Consider the following 19,657-nt stretch of genomic DNA (forward strand, 5'->3'; position numbering starts at 1 on the left):
AGTCAGTAGGAGGATGTCTTATTTTTACAGCTAGCATAGAACCAGAACAAAATAGATCAAGCAAAAAAAAGCTACTGCTTGGTTTTTTGATCATCATCATACCAGTCATCGCAATCATCGCTTATTTGTATAAGACTCCGCCGATGATCGCGACCTGGATTTGGAATACGCAGCTCATTGTTACAGAAAGAGAAGAAATCATCGCATTTGCCAAGCAACATGACGTCAATCTCATTTATTTGCATATTGACCAAGAAAATGTTGCCCATCAAGATTATCGTTCCTTTATTAAGGAAGCAAATGCATCCGGCATTCGCGTGGATGCTCTTGCGGGAGATCCGGTCTGGTCTCTCGTTTCTAATCGAAAAAGTATTACCACCTTCTTAAACTGGGTTCAGACCTATAATAAATCAGCAGGAGAAGGTGAAAGATTCAGCGGCCTCCATCTCGATATAGAACCTCACGTACTACCCGAATGGAATGAGAATAAAGAAGTAATCAAAAACGAATGGGTAGCCAATATCGAATACTTGTCCGCGGAAATCAAAAAGGACCCAGCGTTGGAGCTAAGTGTCGATATTCCGTTTTGGATGTACGAGCTGTCGCTGGCAGACCAATCGGAAACGGTCAGCAAGTGGCTGGTCAGCACGCTAGATCATGTAACGTTAATGGCCTACCGCGACAGGATAGAGGGACCGAACGGGGTATTGGAAATTGTGAACCCGATCATGAACGAAGCGAACGGTCACAAAAACAAAGTGGTCGTAGGCCTTAACCTGCTGCAAAGCGCAGAGGGAGAAAACACAACCTTTTATGAGGAAGGGCATGGCGGATTGGAGGAGCAGCTGGCCGTTCTCGAAGATAATCTCGAAGAATTTGGAGGCTACGCCGGATACGCCATCCATGATTACGAGAAGTGGAAGGAACTGGTCAAAAAAAGCGAAGCCCAAATGGAAGCAAGCAAAGCGGCAAAACCGATGCCTGTATTCGAAGGTGAAGGCAAGAAGCTGGTTGCCAAAGTAGACGGCGGGGATATTGCCCTCTATAACGGGCAAGGCTGGGAACCCGTGTTTTGGGCGGGAATCAACCTGGGTGCAACGACACCAGGGCACTATCCTGGAGAGCTCTCCCCGACCCGCGAAGATTACTTGCGCTGGTTTTCACAGATGAAAGAAATGAATAACAAAGTCGTCCGCATTTATACAATTCTACCTCCGATTTTTTATGAGTCATTACATGAATTCAACCAAAAGCAGGAAGAGCCGTTGCTCCTACTGCAAGGAATCTGGTCGCCGGATGAAGCGCTCGCGGGTGAAGATCGGAAAGGACGGGATGCATTTACTCCCGAGATAACCAGAGATTTTCGCCAGGAGATTAAAGACGCTGTACAAGCAGTCCATGGAGACGTGACTCTCCCGGAGCGGTACGGTCGTGCCAGCGGTGAATATCGAACAGATGTGTCGGAATACTTGGTAGGGTGGATACTCGGTACCGAGTGGCATCCGTATACGGTACAGGTGACGAATGCAACAAATCTGGACATGCCTCCTTATCAGGGAAAATATATCATAACAACGGAAAAAGCGTCTCCTTTTGAAAGCTGGCTTGCCTCCATGCTTGATTATTTGGCTGAGGAAGAGATGAAATATGGATGGCAGCATCCGGTATCGTTTACAAATTGGCTGACGACCGATCCGCTGTCGCATCCCAACGAGCCGCTGCCGCAAGAGGATATGGTCTCGATTGACCCGATGAATCTGAAAGCCTCGGCGGAATGGACAGCTGGTTACTTTGCCGCATATCATGTCTATCCGTATTACCCGGACTTTTTGCGATATGAGGGAAAGTATCAAACGTACCGGGATTCAAGCGGCAAGATAAATCCGTATGCCGGCTACCTGCGTGATTTGCGTGCCCACCACAAAGGAATCCCATTGTTAGTTGCCGAATATGGCGTACCTAGCTCGCGAGGAATGACTCATTATGGGCCTGCTGGACGGAATCAGGGAATGCATACGGAACAAGAGCAAGGCGAGATGAACGCCGATATGCTGCGCAGTATTTTTGAAGAGGGTTACGATGGTGCACTTTTATTCGCATGGCAGGATGAATGGTTCAAATTTACTTGGAATACGATTGACCTGGAGCTGCCTTGGGAACGGAGGGCAATGTGGAACAATCCGTTAACAAACGAGGAGAAATTTGGCGTCATCGCGGTCGAACCTGGTAATTACGTATCTGACCAGATCATCCTTGATGGGAAAACAGCAGATTGGGAAAAAAGACTTCAGCGTGTCAAACGTGCTTATCCCGGATTTGATCTCTCTGTTTCACACGATGAAGCGTACCTGTATCTCATGCTAAAGAAGAGCGAAGGGGTTTGGGATTTCTCAAAGGACAGGCTGGATATTGGCTTTGATACGCTGAGTGGTGGGAGTCGAACAGCTGATCAAGCACCAGGAATTACATTTTCCCAAGAGATCGAATTTTTATTGCGAATGCAAGGGGAAAGCAATTCTCGCATTTTTGTCAATAGCGCCTATGATCAGCATAGTTGGCTATATGGGTATATCAAGGGAATGCTGCCTTGGGATGAACGTTATGATCAAGCAGATAGGGGCATATTCTTGCCATGGAAGCTGACACTCAACAAAGCATTGTATTTACCGGAAACCAAGAAAAAAATGCCTTTCGAAGAGTTGGAAGTGGGCATCATGAAACCAGGGATTTCCGATCCAGAAGATCCGACGTACAACTCATTGGCGGATTGGTATGCAAAAGGCAATGTTTTGGAAATACGTATTCCTTGGATGTTTCTGGGGTATACTGACCCGAGTAGCAAACAGGTTTGGAAATACCCGTATGAGGCGAATGGAATCGTTCCAACCGAAAGTAAAGGGGTTGGTGTGGAAGTATTTGCACATTCCAATCAAAAGCCATTCTCTCGGGAAGCTTCCAAACCACTCTTGTACCAATGGGACAAATGGGATTTGCCAACGTACCATGAACGAAAAAAGCTGAGCTTTGAGATTTTGCGCAAGGCGTACAAAGCATATGGTATGCCAAGGCATGAGTAACGAAAAAGGTGGTTAGATGCCACCTTTTTCTATTCGAATCGCTCCGAAATGTATATAAAAAGGCGTACAAACCTTAAACGGGGACGTACGCCTTTTTGTTCACCGAAATTTATTACTGCATTTATTGTGCCCCAAAACGCAGACGTTGGAAAAACTTGGTAAGTAAGCCGCCAATTGTTTTTGGAGGCTGTTCCGTTTTGACTTGCTCGACCGGTTGGGCTTGGCGAAGGGCTTGGTTCACGTTAATGATACCGTACCCGTACAACTGGTCGTGACCTGGAGCTCCGAGGTCAGTTGCGGAATGTCTAATGAGATTCATCACGTCTCGGGTGTTCATGTCGGGATGAATGGAACGGATGAGCGAAGCGAGTGCAGCGACGTGAGGACATGCCATCGAAGTACCGGATAGCGAGGCATAGTCGCTATAAATGTACGTGCTCGGAATATCGACCCCGGGAGCAGATACATCTACATAATCGCCAAAGTTGGAAAAATCGGCGCGTTCCTTGCGGTGATCGACAGCGGCAACGGCCAGGACTTCATCATAGGCTGCAGGAAAGCTAGGTTGATCACTTGCGTCGTTTCCGGAAGCCGCGACCAACACGACATTCCTTTCAAAGGCGTAGCGACAAGCTTCCCGTAGAGCGGCTGAGGAGGTATAGTTGCCTACGCTCAAGTTGATGACATCCGCTCCGTTATCAGTCGCCCAATAAATACCTTGTGCGATGTCTACAGCTGATCCCGAGCCGTCTGCGCCAATGGCTTTGACCGGCATAATCTTGCTATTCCAGGACATCCCGGCAATGCCATCTCTGTTATTCGTTTTCGCCGCTATGACACCTGATACATGGGTTCCATGACCATTATCATCCTCGGGTTTGTTACTGCCATCCAAAACGTTATAGCCTTTGACCAGCTTACCGGCAAATTCCGGATGCTTCATATCCACACCTGTATCGACGACTGCAACGATGACATCACTGCTACCTTCACTGACGTCCCAGCTTTGCTCCATGCCGATCAGAGGAAGATTCCACTGGTATTCCTTGTAGTACGTATCGTTTGGTTTCACGTTCGGGAGTAAAAGGTAATTTGGCTCGGCAAATACGGAGTCAGGATGTTCAGCCAGTTTTTTCATGAGCTGCTTGGTAGTCATGCTCTTTGATTTGATAATGAGAAATTTGTCAAAGTCGCGCTTGATCTTGGCATCCAACGAAGAAACGAGCTCATCAATTTTTTCTTGCTTGGGTCGAGGGGAAAAGCGCACGACAACTTCATTTTCTACATAATGACTGCGATCACGCTGGTTATGATGAAGCGTTTGGATATGGCTTTTTGTCTCCAGGTCACGACGAATGTCTTTCACTTGTTCAATGTAGTTAATGCGGGGAATTCTCGCTTGAACGGATGTCACGCGGGGATGAGGTTCGCGCATTTCCTGCTCTGCATTCTGATTCATCCGATACGGGACAACTACGAGACCGACCAAGGCAATAGCGGCAACAAAAGGCCAGACGCGCAAAAAAACTCACTCCCTCCAGTGCTATTATCTATATCGTGCACATGAAGGGAGTGATTATGAAGGAAATAGCTTACAATTGGCGTGACTAGATTAATCCAAGCTTTGCTAAACCATGTTGAATACCATTGTCGTTTACGTGGAGCGTAATCATATTGGCGAACGGCTTCAATTCTTCATGAGCATTTCCCATCGCTACTCCCATACCAACATAGGAGAGCATCTCTTTGTCGTTCAATCCATCTCCAAAGGCAACAGCATCCGCAGGAGTGAGTCCAAAATGTTTCAAGACGGCTTCAATTCCTTTTGCCTTGGAGCCGTTTGGGGGCAAAATATCCATGCAGTGTTCATGCCAACGAATGTAAGTAACGTCACGGAATTCTCCTGTGTACCTTGCTTCATCTGGACCACAGTATAGAAATGCTTGATAAATCGGCGTTTCCTCCCAGTAGCGATGGCGATACGCTGGGTATTCCAGTCCCAACCAATCAAAAGACTCGATGATATGTGGGTGGTCCATCGTATTGGCATAGAAGTGATCTGCGCTCAAAAATACCATCGGATGGGAATAACCCTCAGCCATTTGTTCGAGCTGTGCCAATGTTTCTGTAGCAATTGGCGTGTGATGAATGATCTTTCCTTCACTCTTCACATACGACCCGTTAAAGCCCACGAATGTCTCAATGCCCAGTTGCTCAGCGATTGGCATCAAATGATAAGGAGCTCGTCCTGTTGCGATCGCGACATGGACACCGTTTTGTTTTAATGTCTGTATGGCGTCCACCGTTGTTTGTGGAATGATGTGATCGGTGTTCAGTAAGGTTCCGTCAATGTCAAAAAAGACGATTTGATAAGCCACTTCTTATCCGCTCCTCTCCACGCTCTCTCTCTAGGTGTTCTCTCTATAAAAAGTTTTGCACAAAAAAATAGGAAAAGGAATGCCGGTTGGGACACTCCTTTTCATTTCGCTATTAGAATACAGCTACTTCTGTCTCGCTGTCAAATACATGACATTTGGCAAGATCCATCGCTAGTTTTACCTTCATCTTTGGTTTGAGCGCTTCACGAGAATCCACACGCGCTACCATCTGGGTATCTCCGATATTGTGGAAATAAACATACAATTCGGAACCCATGTTTTCTACGACTTCCACTTCTGCTTCCAGTGAGCTCTCAAATGGATTTGCTTCCATAAAAGAGGCGTCGCTGTAAATGTCCTCGGGGCGAATCCCAAAAATAACCTGCTTATTTACATAACCTTTTTCCCGTAAAGTCTTGGCTTTATCTTCCGGGAAGCGTACATGAATATTTTGGGCATCAAAATAGAGTGCTCTGTCTTTCTCGGAAAGATTCCCTTTCACAAAGTTCATCGCAGGGGAGCCGATAAAGCTTGCTACGAACAGATTGACTGGATGATTGTAGATTTCAGTCGGGGTTGCCACCTGTTGGATGAGGCCGTCCTTCATGACGACGATCCGGTCTCCCATAGTCATGGCTTCCGTTTGATCGTGCGTCACATAAATGATTGTGGTATTCAAGCGTTGATGCAGTTTCAAAATTTCCGTGCGCATTTGTACACGTAGCTTCGCATCGAGGTTGGACAACGGTTCATCCATCAAAAATACTTGCGGTTCACGCACGATAGCACGGCCCAGTGCGACACGCTGTCTTTGTCCCCCGGACAGCGCTTTTGGCTTGCGGTCTAGCAAATGCGAAATATCGAGAATTCGAGCTGCATCTTGAATGCGCTTATCAATATCGGATTTGGAGAATTTGCGCAATTTCAGACCGAAAGCCATATTTTCATATACATTCATATGCGGATAGAGTGCATAGCTTTGAAAAACCATGGCGATGTCGCGATCTTTGGGAGCCACATCGTTGACACGGCGATCGCCTATGTATAAATCACCTTCCGAAATCTCTTCCAGACCCGCAATCATGCGCAGCGTGGTAGATTTTCCACAACCAGATGGTCCGACTAGAACGAGGAATTCGCGATCTTGAATTTCCAAGTGAAAATCGTCTACTGCCGTAACGTTGTTTCCATATCGTTTATAAATGTGGGAAAGACTTACCTTTGCCATGAAAAAGGCACCTCCTCGGGTTTGTGAAGAGAGAGAATTCTTGGATGACTGTAATGGTAGGGTACCAATTCATTTGCAAGTTGGATACGGACATTATATACAAAATGTTTTGTTAATTTTGACGAAAGAGAAGGTAGAGCTGGAGCATGACGGCATCAGGAAACAATCGCGGGTCTAATCCGGTTTGTTCCGTCAGCTTGTCCAATCGATACAACAGTGTATTCCGGTGAAGGAAGAGCTGTCGTGCTGTATCGCTTACATTCAACTGTCTGGCGAACAAGGTATCTAATGTTTCCAATTGTTCATCTGTCATGTGCGGAACGGTTATGACAGCGGTTAGCTCGTTGGCGATTGCGGCTGCTATTTCTTTGGGGAGAGAAGCCGCCCATCGTTCCAATGGATAAGACCAATCTCCAGCAACCATCATTTGTGGTCGATAGGTTTGAAGGGCACGGGCCAGTGATAATTGCTGTAAAAGAGTGTCGCCCAATGCTAGTGGACTCGCGATTGGCGATCCAACAACAAGGCGAACGGGTTCCATCCATTCCATCGAAATCAGATCATGCAGCCCAGATGCCCACTCCAAAAGCTCTGAAGCCGTTTTTTGGTGATCGAGCATGGAGACAGGGATGATGAGAAGGGCATGTGTTTGCGTTAGCGGAATGAAATCAGGTGCTCCTTCAAAAAAATCATTCAGCAAGGGCTGCAAGGAATCCCATTCTCCCTTTTGATCCGGTCTGCATCGCTCTAATAAAAAGGAGACGCGAGCTTCTTTCCACGGCCATTTTGCTTCCAGCTGAGCAGGAATTGCAACAGGGGAACCGGAGACAATGCCCGAAAGCCAATTGGATATCTGTTTTGGGAGGGGAAGCGTTGTTGGGTCATCCATATGAGGAAAAATCAGATCCAGCAACGCCCGGGCTGAAGCATGCCAAGATGCCGTTTCGATAAGAATCAATGTCATTACACCGTTACTCGAATGGAGGGCAACTGGTTCCCAACCTTTTTGTACCCAATCCTGCTGGGCTTGTGCAGCTTCCGTTTGTGAGACTTGTACATATTCGATAGGTAAATTCGTCGTTTGTCGGATGTGCTCGACATCTCTCTTCCATTTTTCCACAAGGTGACCCCCATCTCGACACGAAAGTAAGGCTATTATACCTTAGTCGAGGGCAAGCGTGGCAGCAGTTTCTTGTAGGGCCGGAGCTGGAGCGGCTATCACGCTGAATGGAGCATCACTGCCCAATACATGCAAGGTTATCTCGGGACGGGAACGCAGGCGGATGTTTACCCCTGTTTGCCCCAGGCCCTCACTGATGTAAAAGGGTCGACCATCCATCTCATGAAGACCTTTCACGATATTTAGCTTCGGCAATTTCCCCATCTTTACGAGATGAAAGGGACGAGGCCAATGGATCTGACCTCCGTGAAAATGCCCTGACAACAAATAATCGTAAGCATACTCCTTCATGTGCAAAACTATATTAGGATCATGAGTCAAGACGAGCCTTGCTCCTGTCTCGGGAACACCGAAGAAAGACTTGGCCAGGTTGCTATGGCGCGTACTGAAATCATCCACACCGATAAGGTGCAGGGGTTGCCCTTTGTGATAGATCGTTTCATTTTCGTTGACAAGAACATGACAGCCAATTCGTTCCAACTCAGATTTTAACTGTGCAAGCTTGAAAGGGGTAAGCACGTAGTCGTGATTGCCAAAAACTACATAAGTTCCGAGTGTTGGCTGTAATTGCTGGAGACATTGCACAAAAGCAACTGCCTTCGGAATGTTTTTGTCGCGGTCGAGCAAGTCTCCGGTGATCGCAATCAGGTCTACCTGACGCTGCGAGAAGTCATCGACAATGCGCTGGGGCAATACAGATAAGTTTTCCATGTGCAAATCAGACAGATGCAAGATCGAAATCGGTTCAAAATCATGCGGTTGTTGAAGATGCCGTGATTTTTGCAAGGGTATTGCTACTTCTTTTATTTGAACATCAAATGTATTGCGATAGGCTCGAAAAAGCAACAAGGCGATAGCGCCAAGTAAAATAAACCAGATCATCAAGGTCAGCCATCTCCTTTACGATAAGCGTACCGTCAATTATACAAGAAAAAGTTCGCAATCGAATAAGTAGGTTCTGGCAGGAGGAATTACGCAAAAAATGTAGAAATATTATGAATGTTGCGTAGTGAGAAAAACGATGTAGAGTAGGAGAGTGAAGACATGAACGTAGAGAAAATTCCAGCAACGGAAGGCCCTTATAATCTGGAAAATTATGACGAAGCATATGCGAATTTTGATTGGGCGGATGTGGAGAAGCAATTCTCTTGGTATGAGACCGGGAAAGTGAACATGGTGTACGAAGCCATTGATCGACATCTCGCTACTGATCGGAAAGACAAAATTGCTTTGATGTACAGCAATGCAACGAGAGACGAGACTTATACGTTTGCGCAATTAAGCGAATTATCCAATAAATTCGGGAATGTTTTGCGGAATTTGGGCATTGTAAAAGGGGACCGCGTTTTCGTCTTTATGCCGCGTTCGCCGGAGCTTTATGTAAGCGTTTTAGGCACGATCAAGATTGGCGCGATTGTAGGGCCGCTGTTCGAAGCGTTCATGGAAGCAGCAGTGCGTGATCGTTTGGAAAATAGCGAAGCCGTTGCGATCGTTACGACGCCTGCACTCTTGCCGCGCATTCCCGTAAGCGACCTGCCTGCCCTAAAACACGTGATTGTTGTAGGTGCAGAAGAGGAGCTAAAAGAAGGTCACATCCGCTTTGAAAAAGCAATGGAAGAAGCCTCCACCGAGCTGGAAATCGAATGGGTCGATCGTGAGGATGGAATGATCCTGCACTATACCTCAGGCTCAACCGGTAAGCCAAAGGGTGTCCTGCATGTCCACAATGCCATGATCCAGCATTATCAAACTGGGAAATGGATTCTCGACCTGCAAGAGGATGATATTTATTGGTGCACAGCAGACCCAGGCTGGGTAACGGGTACTTCCTATGGCATTTTTTCGCCTTGGTTGAATGGAGCGACGATTGTTGTACGTGGCGGACGTTTCACTCCCGAAGATTGGTATAAAGTCATTGAGAAAAACAAAGTATCGATCTGGTTCAGTGCTCCGACTACGTTCCGCATGTTTATGGGGGCAGGGGATGAACTCGTCAAGCAATTTGACCTGTCCAGCCTGCGTCACGTCCTGAGCGTTGGCGAACCACTCAATCCTGAAGTTGTTCATTGGGGCATGCGCGTGTTCAATCAACGCATTCATGACAACTGGTGGATGACGGAGACAGGTGCCCAACTAATTTCTAACTATCGCTGTATGGCGATCAAGCCTGGATCGATGGGTAAGCCGTTCCCAGGTATTTATGCAGCGATTATTGACGATCGAGGAAATGAGCTGCCGCCGAATCGTATGGGGAACCTGGCAATTCGTGCGGGCTGGCCGGCCATGATGAGACAAATCTGGAACAACCCGGCGAAGTACGAAGAATACTTCAGCATCCCGGGCTGGTATGTATCCGGGGATTCTGCCTACAAGGATGAAGAAGGCTACTTCTGGTTCCAAGGCCGTATTGATGATGTGATCAATACTTCCGGTGAGCGAGTCGGTCCGTTTGAAGTAGAGAGCAAGCTGGTGGAGCATCCAGCAGTAGCCGAAGCAGGCGTCATCGGCAAACCGGATCCGGTTCGTGGTGAAATTATCAAAGCATTCATCGCGCTGCGAGCTGGGTATGAGCCAAGTGAAGCGTTGATGGAAGAAATTCGCAAGTTTGTGAAAGAAGGACTGGCTGCACATGCTGCTCCTCGTGAAATCGAATTCCGCGACAAGCTGCCAAAAACACGTTCCGGAAAAATCATGCGCCGCGTCTTGAAAGCGTGGGAATTAGGTCTACCGACTGGTGACCTGTCTACAATGGAAGATTAATCACAGGAAAACCATCTCTCGAAAATGTCGGGAGATGGTTTTCTTTTTTTAGGAATGGCTATGTTGTCTAATGATCATGAGGATGGTCGTGGTCATGGTTGTGCTCATGGTTATGATCGTGATCGTGGGAATCGGCTGTTGCCTGGCAATGTAAGTCACCATGTAGAGTAGAGGAGTTCTCAATCTGGATGGTAGCGTGTGTAATGCCGAATTCTTTTTCCAAAAGGACCAGTGCGTCATTTAATACAGGGTAGCTGGGCAAATCGTCTTGAACAACCAAATGGCATGTCAGGGAATCAAATCCGGAAGTAACCGTCCAAATGTGCAGGTCATGCACTCTGATAACTCCAGGCAGTTGACTGAGTCGCTCTTCCACTTTTGTTGTATCCAGTCGTGAAGGGGCGCCTTCCAGCAAAATATTGACAGATTCTTTCGTTACGCGCCATGCGCTCAGCATGATTAGGACAGCCACGACGATACTGATAATTGGGTCGGCGATGTACCAGCCAAAAGCCCACATCAGGATACCACCAGCGATTGCGCCGACAGAACCGAGAAGATCGCCGAGAACGTGGAGATAGGCACTGCGTACATTGACGTTATTTTTGGTATCGCCACGCATGAGTACAATGGCTGCAGCAATATTTGCCAAGAGTCCGACTGTGGCGATGATGATCATGGAGCCACTGGCAACCTCAGGCGGATTCCACATGCGTTGGAACCCTTCCCAGAAAATGAACAAGGATATCAGTACAAGTGTCACACCATTGGTCAGGGCAGCCAAGATTTCAAAACGTTTCAACCCGAATGTTCTCTTTGCAGAAGGTGGTCGTGCAGCGAAATGCACAGCGATTAAGCTCAAAAGAAGCGCTAATGCATCGCTTAACATATGCCCAGCATCAGAGAGCAACGCCAAACTATTGGTGAGGAAGCCCCCGATGGTTTCTACAACCAAAAATACAGCAATGATGAGGAAAGAAATGAGAAGAGCTCGTTTACTGGCTCCTTTTCCATGGTGATGGTGATCGTGACCATGACCATCTCCATGATCGTGATGATGAAAGCCCATGATAGAATCCTCCTTATAGAAAAGAATTTATAGATATTCCACTAGATAAAGGGCGTCTTTTCCTACACCACCCATAAGCGCTGACGCTCTCGTATGCTGCCAGGGAAGTCCGAGAAAGGATAGGCCAGGTACTTTTGTGATACCCCGAAGATGAATGGGTCTGCCTTTCGAATCCAGCACATCTGGAATACTCAACCAATCGTAGTTTGGTCGAAAGCCAGTGGCCCACAATACGTTATTGACTGTTGCCTCTGTTCCATCTGCAAAATAAACGGTACGCCCATTAACCTGTACGGCTCGAGAAACCAACCGCAATGCTCCTGAGCGAGAGAGCTCGCGCACCTGCTTTTTATAGCCGAATATTGGATCGGGTGAGCTGCGCATTTTCTTGCCGATCCAGGTAGAGTAGGGAGCATCGAGTAATCCAAGTGTCTTCATGTAATCAAATATAGGTTTTCCAAATAGGAAGTTTGGCAAGTAAGAGCGTGATTCTCCCTGTGAAAAAATAACAGGTCGATGAGCGGCGAGTTCTACCGCAATCTGTGCTCCAGAGTTGCCGCTGCCAACGACAAGGACCGGGCCGTCGATGAGCTGGCTCTCATTCTTGTACTGCGAAGTGTGCAGTTGATGAACGGTGTGGTCCAAGCTGTTCGCAATACCTGGGATAAACGGTGTATGAAATGGCCCTGTTGCAATGACGACTTGCTTCGCGAAGAGCAGACGGTCTTGTGTCCGCACTTGGAAGCGGAAACCAATTTTGCTGAGTTCCATGACAGTCGTACCCAGCATGACAGGCAATTCGAAATGTTTGGCGTACAATTCTAGGTAGTCTGCTGCTTCATCCTTGTTCGGGAGCGTATTCCGCTCTCCGGGAAACGCAAGACCAGGTAGTTGATTATGTTTACGTGGTGTAAAAAGCACCAGTGAATCGTAGCGTTGCCGCCAACTGTCCCCGATCCGTTGGTTTTGCTCCACGATGACAAAACGACGATTTTTACGCTTGAGCGCATATCCGAGCGCAAGTCCTGCCTGCCCTCCGCCAATTACGATGACGTCATAATCATTCATGAGTAGTGCCTTCTTTCTGGTAAGGATTACCTACATCATATCACATTCATTATCATATTCAAGTAATTGTTTGAATGTTTTTTTGAAAATCAGCAAAAAAGGCCGCCACATTGGTGACGGACCTGTTTAAAATCCAGTGGATTTACGGTTTTGATTGTTTCAATTCGGCAGCATGTTCAATTCCACACATGATTAAATGGCGGACATGATCATCATCGAGTGAGTAATAGACGAGCTTGCCACTTTTTCGATAACGGGCGAGACCCATGTTTTTTAACAGTCGCAGATGGTGAGAGGTATTGGGGATCGAACTATTGATAGTTGCTGCGACATCACAAACGCATAGTTCTCCTTCAAGCGCCAGCGCGTAAATGATTTTTGCTCGGGTATCGTCTGCGAGAGCCTTGAAGAGAGGGGCGACACCTTCCGTCTCCATCATCCTGGGCCGAAGCCGGTTTACTTTTTCTTCATCAATCGTCTGGACTTCACAAACCTCGAGATCAGTGGGAATGCGCTGAATGTCTTCGCTCACTTCATTCACCCCAAACCGTACCATTTTCCACCATTATAAGACGGATACAGGGGGAAGGGAAGGCTGGACAACCTGTTCTTCTTGTAAAAAAAGTAAAGGAGAAGAAGGAATAAAAGGTGTCTTTATCTAAATAGGAATGATACCTATTTGTAAATGGAGAGGAGAGAATTCCCGCTTGATTCTGAAGATTCGCCAATTCCTGGTTGAAATAATCGGGGCGCTCCTGCTTGGACTAAGTGTCGTTTGGTTAACAATGAGCACGGACAGCAGCTTGTTTTCCGGTTGGAGCATAGAGTGGTCCCCTTTGTGGCTTGATGTGAAAACCTTTTTCCTTAGTATTTGGCTGGAAGCAATCCCGTTTGTCCTCCTGGGTGTATTCTTTTCTGCGTTTATCCAGACGTTTGTGACAGAAGAGCAGGTGAGGCGTTGGACACCGAAGCATCCACTCGTTGCCCTGCCGTTTGCCGGGTTGCTCGGATTTTTGTTCCCCGTATGTGAATGTGCCATCATCCCTGTGGTTCGTCGTTTAATCCAAAAAGGGATGCCCTTGTCAGTCGGGATTGTTTTCTTATTGGCAGGACCGATTGTGAATCCCGTTGTTTTGTCATCGACCTATGTCGCTTTCACTCGTCAGCCGGAAATGGCTCTCTACCGGGGCATTGCGGGATTCGTTGTTGCACTTATTGTGGGCATGCTTGTCTTCTTGTTTGTCAAAAAAAATCCGATACGGCTTGGCATGGAAGCACAAATCAGTCATGAAGCCGACCATGTAAAAGCGACGGGTGGAAAGCTGTCCTCGACGTTTGCCCACGCGGTAGATGAATTTTTTGACATGGGAAAATATTTGTTGTTTGGTGCGTTTATCAGTGCGCTTTTACAGGTGTACATCAGCAGGGATACGCTTATGGACATCGGTCAAACGCCGCTCACCTCCCATTTGGTCATGATGGGGATGGCGTATTTGTTTTCGCTTTGTTCAGAAGCAGATGCGTTTATCGCTGCTTCCTTTGCCAATACGTTTTCAAGCAGCTCGTTGCTTGCATTTTTGGTTTTCGGCCCCATGCTCGATTTAAAAACGACGTTGATGCTATTTGGAACATTCCGTTTTGGTTTTGTTATCAAGCTGGTCGTGGCTATTACGCTTTTAGTGATTTGCGTCACCATGCTCATACCGATATAAGGAGGAGAATATGGATCAGAACAAATTGAAGCGTCATCATATCATGCGCAGTTTGATTTTGGCGGGCATTACAGCGTTGTTGGCCTATTTGATCCTGTCGGAAACACTCAGTCACTATCTCGCACCGCGATTGCACATGTTCAGCTATGTCACGCTCGTCATCCTGGCCCTGTTGACCATTGTCAGCATACGGCAAATTTTTGTAGGCAGTAGCGTTTACGATTGCGATTGTGAGGAGCAACACAAAGTTCCGCGTACACCTATCGGCTCCCTTTTGGTTTATGGATTGTTTGTACTCCCCATCGTAATGGGATTTGTCATGCCGGATAAAATTCTTGGCAGTGATGTCGCACAGAAGCGGGGGATCACGCTGCTCAGCAATGATGTACGAAAGCTGGCGGATGTTACGGCGAACGCGAATGTGAATGCGAACGCAGAAGAAAATGTGAAGCAGAAAGCAGAAGGAAAAGAAGATGCCGAACAAAGCGTAGAACCACAGCCAGAGGCAACCAATCAAGTAGCAATACCCCCGGTTCAAGCAACAGACGACGAACAATTGCGACAGCGATTCTCGAACGAGGGATTTGGTGACTTTTACACGGATATCGCCGTCTTTTTACATAAACAGCCAGTAATCGAACTCAATGACAAGGTGTTCCTGGACGGACTCACCACGATGGAGCTATATGCAAAAGAATTTGCTGGAAAAGAGCTTGAGACAATGGGATTTGTATATCGGCAGCCTGACTTTACCAAGCAGCAGTTTGTCGTAGCGCGTTTTTCCGTCACCTGCTGTACAGCAGATTCCAGTGTTTATGGTGTTCTGGTGGAAAAAGAGGACGCGAACAAATGGAAAAAGGATAGCTGGGTAAAAGTACGCGGAAAGCTTGAGTTGCGTCAGGTAGACGGGTACGACATGCTTGTTCTCAAAGCCTCTCAAGTAGAAGCCGTTTCCGCACCCAAAGATCCTTATGTGTATTACAGCTTTGAATCAGCACCAGACAGTTAAAATGCGGGGGAACCGAAATGATCGTGCGACTAGATTTACAGGATGAACAAACGGTACAAAAACTTTGGAACATGCAGCAAAGAGCGTATCGTGTAGAGGCGGAGATAATCGGTACAGAAGATATTCCTCCCCTGCGAGAATCGGTAGAACAACTAAGAGCATGTGGAGAAACGTTTTATGGCTACATAGAGGGAGGCGAGCTGGCTGGGGCTGTATCTTTTTTGATCGAAGGAGATACATTGGATATTCACCGAATGATTGTAGATCCTATTCATTTTCGCAAGGGAATCGCGAGTCAATTGCTCGCCTCTGTCCACGAGCATGGCAGCAGCAAGATCATCGTCGCGACTGGCTCTTTGAACGAACCGGCCGTTCGGTTGTATGGGAGACATGGTTTTACCTTGACGGATAAAAAAGAAGTGAAGCCCGGTTTGTGGCTATCTTTTTTCGAGAAAAGGATAAAGTAAGTCCCCGCACATCCACTGCTATAGAGTATGTTCGTCCGGATGCTCCGCCCATATTGATTATGCATGGTGATGCAGATGATGTAGTGCCCTATGAACAAAGCGTTGAATTTTTTAATGCATTACGTAGAGCTGGAAACAATGCAAGTATGTATAAAATTAAGGGAGCAGGGCACAACGGTTTCACACAACAGCAAACAATGGAAGTTGTTAAAGCTTTTTTCGACGAACATTTAAAATAAGAGATAGTGACCTAATAGAGAAGGATCTCATAAAAAAGGATAGTCCCGTGAGCTAGCGAGGGGTTGGCGATATGCTTTTCTTCTTCAACTCAAAACTAAATGACTGGAATTTTGGCTCCTTTTTAGTCACTAAAAAAACTCCCTAGTACTGCAATGGGGAAGAAGAGAGTTTTAGAGTCGGTCCGATAATTATTGGTGCCTTCGGGGGAGTTATGGGTTGCGTCCTAAATAGTTAGGTTAGACAACATGGTGGAATTTTATTTATGCAATGTTCCGCGGACGATAGGAGCGGAATCAGGAGAAGATCTAGGCCATTTTCCTAGGTCTTTTGTATTCGTCGAAATCCCGTTTGTATGCGTAATCCCCTCCAGTAGTCACTAAGTAGGAAGAAGCAGGAAAAAGGTTTAACGAAGACTTGCTTTCCGATTTATTGCCTAGGAATAAGGTTACTGTACAAGATTGTCATGCTCATGCTCTTATATAAGTAGGAATAGGTTGGAAAAACATTTCCAATATCGCTAAAAATGGAGTGTGGAAAACATGAGAACAAGGGAAAAGAATCATTTCCGTTGCCGGCGGTTCTTGATCCGGATGGTTGGCTTCTCGTTGGCGGCATCGCTTTGTCTGATCGGACAAGCTTCCGCTGCCGATGATGAGATCCAACTGAAGTGGGAACAGCGTTATACGAAAGAGGAGACGCGGGAGTTAGTCCAAAAGGTCGTCCCGACGAAAGATGGAGGCGGGCTGGTATGGGCAAACGGGACGAACAGTGATTATCGCATACTCCCCCCTTTGCTGGTGAAAGCAGATGGAACGGGTCAGGAAGAATGGTCAAAGCGCATGCCGGAAGAGTTCTTTATCGCCGACGTGGAGCAGGCGAAAGAAGGCGGATATCTAGTGATGGGAGCGCTGCGCTCGGAGCCGGACAAGCTGCAGTTGATCAAATTGAGTGAAACCGGAGATGAGGAGTGGACGAAAGCAATTGAGGTAGAGGGAGGGGCGATGATACCGGACAGATACGTCCTGCTGTACAGTGATTTCGCCGAAACATTCGACGGTGGTGTGGTCGCAGTAGGCCACAAATACCTCGAAGAGAGTGGACAGTACCTATACAATATCGTGAAGATCACAGCATCAGGTGAAATCGAATGGGATAAGCCGTTGAGCAACTCGGCTCATCGGGTTTTTGTTACCAAAAGCGGGGAAATGTTTGTCCAAGGCAGTGTGTTCTCCGGCGATGCTCACCTGTACGTGGCAAAGCTGTCCGAAGAAGCGGACAAGCTTTGGGAACATACCTACGAACAGAAGGGTTCAATCACAATCAAATCAGTCCTCCCATCGACCGATGGCGGGCTTCTCGTCACCGGATACACCAACCGCTTCAACTCTGACCCGGGTTTCGATGACATCGTTGCGTGGCATATCGATTCGGAGGGGAAAGTTGTTTGGCAGAAGCTTTACGATACCGAAGTGGGAAGTGGAGAAGTGTCGGACGGAGAAAGAGGCTTATTGTTGTCCGAGACAGCGGATGATGGCTACATGCTGATCGGGCTGATGGATTCGATAAACGCTGACCCTTCCAAATGGAATTTCAAGAAGTTGGATCACTCTGGCGACCTTTTGTGGGAGAGAACGATCTCGTTCCCGCAAATACGCGTTGCTAATGCGGTTCCCCAGGGAAATGACCAGTACTTGTTATTGGGCGAATATTGGGAAAAAAGCACAACAATGGCGGACAAGCGAGACATCTATCTGATCAAATACGGCAAAACAAAAACCATCGTCTCCCTTGAGCCGCAAATGCAAATGCACAAACTGAAACTGGATAAAGGCGATACAGAAGAACTTAAGGTTACGGCTGTTTATGATGACGATACTAAAGAAGATCTGACGAACGGGGTTCAATGGACCTCTTCCAACGAAGAAATGGCCGTGGTTGACGAGAATGGACGAGTTACGGCCAAAGAGAAGGGAAAAGTGCAAATCATCGCAACCTTTCAAGGAAAAAAAGCAGTATTCTCGGTCCAGGTGAAAGGGTAGATACTCAAATTGCGTCAATAGATAACGTACTTAACCTCCTGTCAAAGAGATAGGAGGTTCTTCCCATTAACATCGTCGAAAGATGTCCCAACCAGCCTCAAACATGTTTCTACAAGAAGGGTTGAACAGTTTAGCGTACGAGGTCAATGTTACCCCGGCTACGTAATCGTAGAACCATATTAAAAATGATAAACCAGTAAAAATTGGCTGACCTCATAATACGAACGGGCAGGATAGCATAATTATTAATTCGGTAAGCGGAGTTGATGAGGTGATATTGTTTTAAGAAAAATGAAACAATCAGGTAGGGGTCAACGTAAAAGGTATCATTCTTGTTTTACAGCCAAAGATCTTGTACACGGAGGATTAAATTGTGAGAAAACAATGGGGTGGCAAAATCGCTATTGTATTAGGGATGGTACTGTTTGTTCTGCAATATTATTTTCAGACCTTTGGATATAACTATATTTTAATAGGGCTAGGGGTGATTCTCTGCCTGATGGGAGGGTTCCTGGTTTCGGGCGATTCTCCCAAAAAGGAAACAAAGATGTGATCCTGTCAACCTTTCCCGGCAAAGCGTCGGTGAACGATACCACAACAATGTTTATTCTTTTCTACATGGACATTAGCAATTTAATGCTAGTGTCTTTTTGTATTGATTACGATTCATCATAATCCTTGTGTAATGTAGACTTCTCATTCCGTAGACAGTTTTTAAAGGTTAAGATGTGATTGGACTGGATATAGATTACTATGATTTTCAAGAGAATCCAGATGCAATGAATATAGAAGCAAAGAAGAGTATATTCAAATGGAACGTAGGGGAATTAACAAGACTATGCAATAGATACCTTTCCACGAGAAGGCGAAAGCCCGCCCAAATAGCTTGGGAAGGGATAGAGTTGCACAAAACAACCCGGATAACGGGCACTTTCCCAAGTGTCTGTTTCCGGGTTTTCTTTCTTTTTACAGTATAAGCTTATTTGGTATCGTCTGTTTCTTTCTGTTGGTCTTCGTAAAACCAGAGAGGATCATCGCAATCCTCATCACCATTGTAGTTGATTAAGATTTCTTCACCCGCTTGAATGTCCGTATACGCATAAAAATCAAACGTGTGGTTGTCGAAATTAATCTCATACGTGGCATTTGGCGTGTAGGAATGATTAAATAGCATACCATACCCTAACAAGAAGGCCGTGTGATTAGCACCGTACTCAAATGCATAATCCGCGAGCAAGGTTTTCTCAATATGCTCATGCTCTTCGTTCAAATAAGGCAGCACGGGCGCTTCATGAATCAGGTCGCCTTTTCGGATATCTTGCGTTGCAAATACACCTCTATTTAATTCTCCATTGCTTAGTTTGGAGGTCTTGACTTCGATCATGCGGATCACCTGCATTTCTTATGTCTGTGGAAAACGTATCTTTCTA

17 protein-coding genes are annotated in these 19,657 nt (G+C 46.5%); 8 read left to right on the forward strand and 9 right to left on the reverse strand.

The genetic code is table 11. The features are described from left to right. Positions 1-86: 86 nt before the first annotated feature. A complete protein-coding gene (locus KB186_RS03150; RefSeq protein WP_232773089.1) occupies positions 87-3,077 on the forward strand; it encodes a hypothetical protein in 2,991 nt (996 codons plus the stop codon). Between the two features lie 121 nt (positions 3,078-3,198). Here KB186_RS03150 and KB186_RS03155 read toward each other — a convergent pair whose 3' ends face one another. The 5 genes from KB186_RS03155 to KB186_RS03175 form a co-directional block, all read right to left on the reverse strand. After that, positions 3,199-4,599 (reverse strand): S8 family peptidase, encoded by a 1,401-nt coding sequence (locus KB186_RS03155; RefSeq protein ID WP_173609792.1) that lies wholly within the window; start codon positions 4,597-4,599, stop codon positions 3,199-3,201. A gap of 85 nt (positions 4,600-4,684) precedes the next feature. After that, positions 4,685-5,455: a Cof-type HAD-IIB family hydrolase gene (locus KB186_RS03160; protein ID WP_173609791.1), complete on the reverse strand. Its 771-nt coding sequence runs from the start codon at positions 5,453-5,455 to the stop codon at positions 4,685-4,687. A 112-nt stretch (positions 5,456-5,567) separates the two neighbouring features. Next, positions 5,568-6,683, reverse strand: a complete 1,116-nt coding sequence (locus KB186_RS03165) for an ABC transporter ATP-binding protein (RefSeq protein ID WP_232773090.1) — start codon at positions 6,681-6,683, stop codon at positions 5,568-5,570. A 112-nt stretch (positions 6,684-6,795) separates the two neighbouring features. Then, positions 6,796-7,803 (reverse strand): PucR family transcriptional regulator, encoded by a 1,008-nt coding sequence (locus KB186_RS03170; RefSeq protein ID WP_232773091.1) that lies wholly within the window; start codon positions 7,801-7,803, stop codon positions 6,796-6,798. 42 nt (positions 7,804-7,845) lie between these two features. After that, positions 7,846-8,745 (reverse strand): metallophosphoesterase, encoded by a 900-nt coding sequence (locus KB186_RS03175; RefSeq protein ID WP_173609847.1) that lies wholly within the window; start codon positions 8,743-8,745, stop codon positions 7,846-7,848. A 162-nt stretch (positions 8,746-8,907) separates the two neighbouring features. Between KB186_RS03175 and acsA the strand changes: the two genes are divergently transcribed. After that, positions 8,908-10,623: an acetate--CoA ligase gene (gene acsA / locus KB186_RS03180; protein WP_173609789.1), complete on the forward strand. Its 1,716-nt coding sequence runs from the start codon at positions 8,908-8,910 to the stop codon at positions 10,621-10,623. Between the two features lie 67 nt (positions 10,624-10,690). Here the strand turns inward: acsA and KB186_RS03185 are convergent, their stop codons facing one another. The 3 genes from KB186_RS03185 to KB186_RS03195 form a co-directional block, all read right to left on the reverse strand. Continuing rightward, positions 10,691-11,692, reverse strand: coding sequence for a cation diffusion facilitator family transporter (locus KB186_RS03185; protein ID WP_232773092.1), 1,002 nt, complete (start codon positions 11,690-11,692; stop codon positions 10,691-10,693). 27 nt (positions 11,693-11,719) lie between these two features. Continuing rightward, positions 11,720-12,760 carry a flavin-containing monooxygenase gene (locus tag KB186_RS03190; protein WP_221867228.1) on the reverse strand — a complete coding sequence of 347 codons (1,041 nt, stop codon included), beginning with the start codon at positions 12,758-12,760 and terminating at the stop codon, positions 11,720-11,722. Between the two features lie 142 nt (positions 12,761-12,902). Continuing rightward, the gene (locus tag KB186_RS03195; protein ID WP_026133948.1) at positions 12,903-13,292 is read right to left on the reverse strand and encodes an ArsR/SmtB family transcription factor; all 390 of its coding nucleotides are present in this window, start codon (positions 13,290-13,292) and stop codon (positions 12,903-12,905) included. A 253-nt stretch (positions 13,293-13,545) separates the two neighbouring features. Here KB186_RS03195 and KB186_RS03200 point away from each other — a divergent pair, with 253 nt between their 5' ends. The 6 genes from KB186_RS03200 (at position 13,546) to KB186_RS03225 (ending at position 18,780) form a co-directional block, all read left to right on the forward strand. Continuing rightward, a complete protein-coding gene (locus KB186_RS03200) occupies positions 13,546-14,472 on the forward strand; it encodes a permease (protein WP_232773252.1) in 927 nt (308 codons plus the stop codon). A 10-nt stretch (positions 14,473-14,482) separates the two neighbouring features. Beyond that, complete coding sequence (locus KB186_RS03205; protein WP_173609784.1) at positions 14,483-15,481, forward strand: TIGR03943 family putative permease subunit; 999 nt, start codon at positions 14,483-14,485, stop codon at positions 15,479-15,481. 17 nt (positions 15,482-15,498) lie between these two features. Next, on the forward strand, positions 15,499-15,948 hold the full coding sequence (locus KB186_RS03210; RefSeq protein WP_047068668.1) for a GNAT family N-acetyltransferase: 450 nt from the start codon (positions 15,499-15,501) through the stop codon (positions 15,946-15,948). Beyond that, complete coding sequence (locus tag KB186_RS03215; RefSeq protein ID WP_232773093.1) at positions 15,915-16,187, forward strand: alpha/beta hydrolase family protein; 273 nt, start codon at positions 15,915-15,917, stop codon at positions 16,185-16,187. Before KB186_RS03210 ends, KB186_RS03215 begins: the two co-directional genes overlap by 34 nt. Before the next feature lie 540 nt (positions 16,188-16,727). Next, positions 16,728-18,227 (forward strand): Ig-like domain-containing protein, encoded by a 1,500-nt coding sequence (locus KB186_RS03220; protein ID WP_221867227.1) that lies wholly within the window; start codon positions 16,728-16,730, stop codon positions 18,225-18,227. A gap of 373 nt (positions 18,228-18,600) precedes the next feature. Next, positions 18,601-18,780, forward strand: coding sequence for a hypothetical protein (locus tag KB186_RS03225; protein ID WP_232773094.1), 180 nt, complete (start codon positions 18,601-18,603; stop codon positions 18,778-18,780). A gap of 426 nt (positions 18,781-19,206) precedes the next feature. Here KB186_RS03225 and KB186_RS03230 read toward each other — a convergent pair whose 3' ends face one another. After that, positions 19,207-19,611: an SET domain-containing protein gene (locus KB186_RS03230; protein WP_012685826.1), complete on the reverse strand. Its 405-nt coding sequence runs from the start codon at positions 19,609-19,611 to the stop codon at positions 19,207-19,209. Positions 19,612-19,657 lie beyond the last annotated feature (46 nt).

The sequence above is a fragment of the Brevibacillus sp. AF8 genome, assembly GCF_021270385.1.
GTDB lineage: Bacteria > Bacillota > Bacilli > Brevibacillales > Brevibacillaceae > Brevibacillus.

What these genes read in the sequence shown, in the direction of transcription:
- KB186_RS03165 (WP_232773090.1), bottom strand. Translation starts at nt 6,683, where the DNA reads ATGGCAAAGGTAAGTCTTTCCCACATTTATAAACGATATGGAAACAAC.
- KB186_RS03175 (WP_173609847.1), bottom strand. Translation starts at nt 8,745, where the DNA reads ATGATCTGGTTTATTTTACTTGGCGCTATCGCCTTGTTGCTTTTTCGA.
- acsA (WP_173609789.1), top strand. Translation starts at nt 8,908, where the DNA reads ATGAACGTAGAGAAAATTCCAGCAACGGAAGGCCCTTATAATCTGGAA.
- KB186_RS03185 (WP_232773092.1), bottom strand. Translation starts at nt 11,692, where the DNA reads ATGGGCTTTCATCATCACGATCATGGAGATGGTCATGGTCACGATCAC.
- KB186_RS03190 (WP_221867228.1), bottom strand. Translation starts at nt 12,760, where the DNA reads ATGAATGATTATGACGTCATCGTAATTGGCGGAGGGCAGGCAGGACTT.
- KB186_RS03200 (WP_232773252.1), top strand. Translation starts at nt 13,546, where the DNA reads ATGAGCACGGACAGCAGCTTGTTTTCCGGTTGGAGCATAGAGTGGTCC.
- KB186_RS03205 (WP_173609784.1), top strand. Translation starts at nt 14,483, where the DNA reads ATGGATCAGAACAAATTGAAGCGTCATCATATCATGCGCAGTTTGATT.
- KB186_RS03210 (WP_047068668.1), top strand. Translation starts at nt 15,499, where the DNA reads ATGATCGTGCGACTAGATTTACAGGATGAACAAACGGTACAAAAACTT.
- KB186_RS03220 (WP_221867227.1), top strand. Translation starts at nt 16,728, where the DNA reads ATGAGAACAAGGGAAAAGAATCATTTCCGTTGCCGGCGGTTCTTGATC.
- KB186_RS03230 (WP_012685826.1), bottom strand. Translation starts at nt 19,611, where the DNA reads ATGATCGAAGTCAAGACCTCCAAACTAAGCAATGGAGAATTAAATAGA.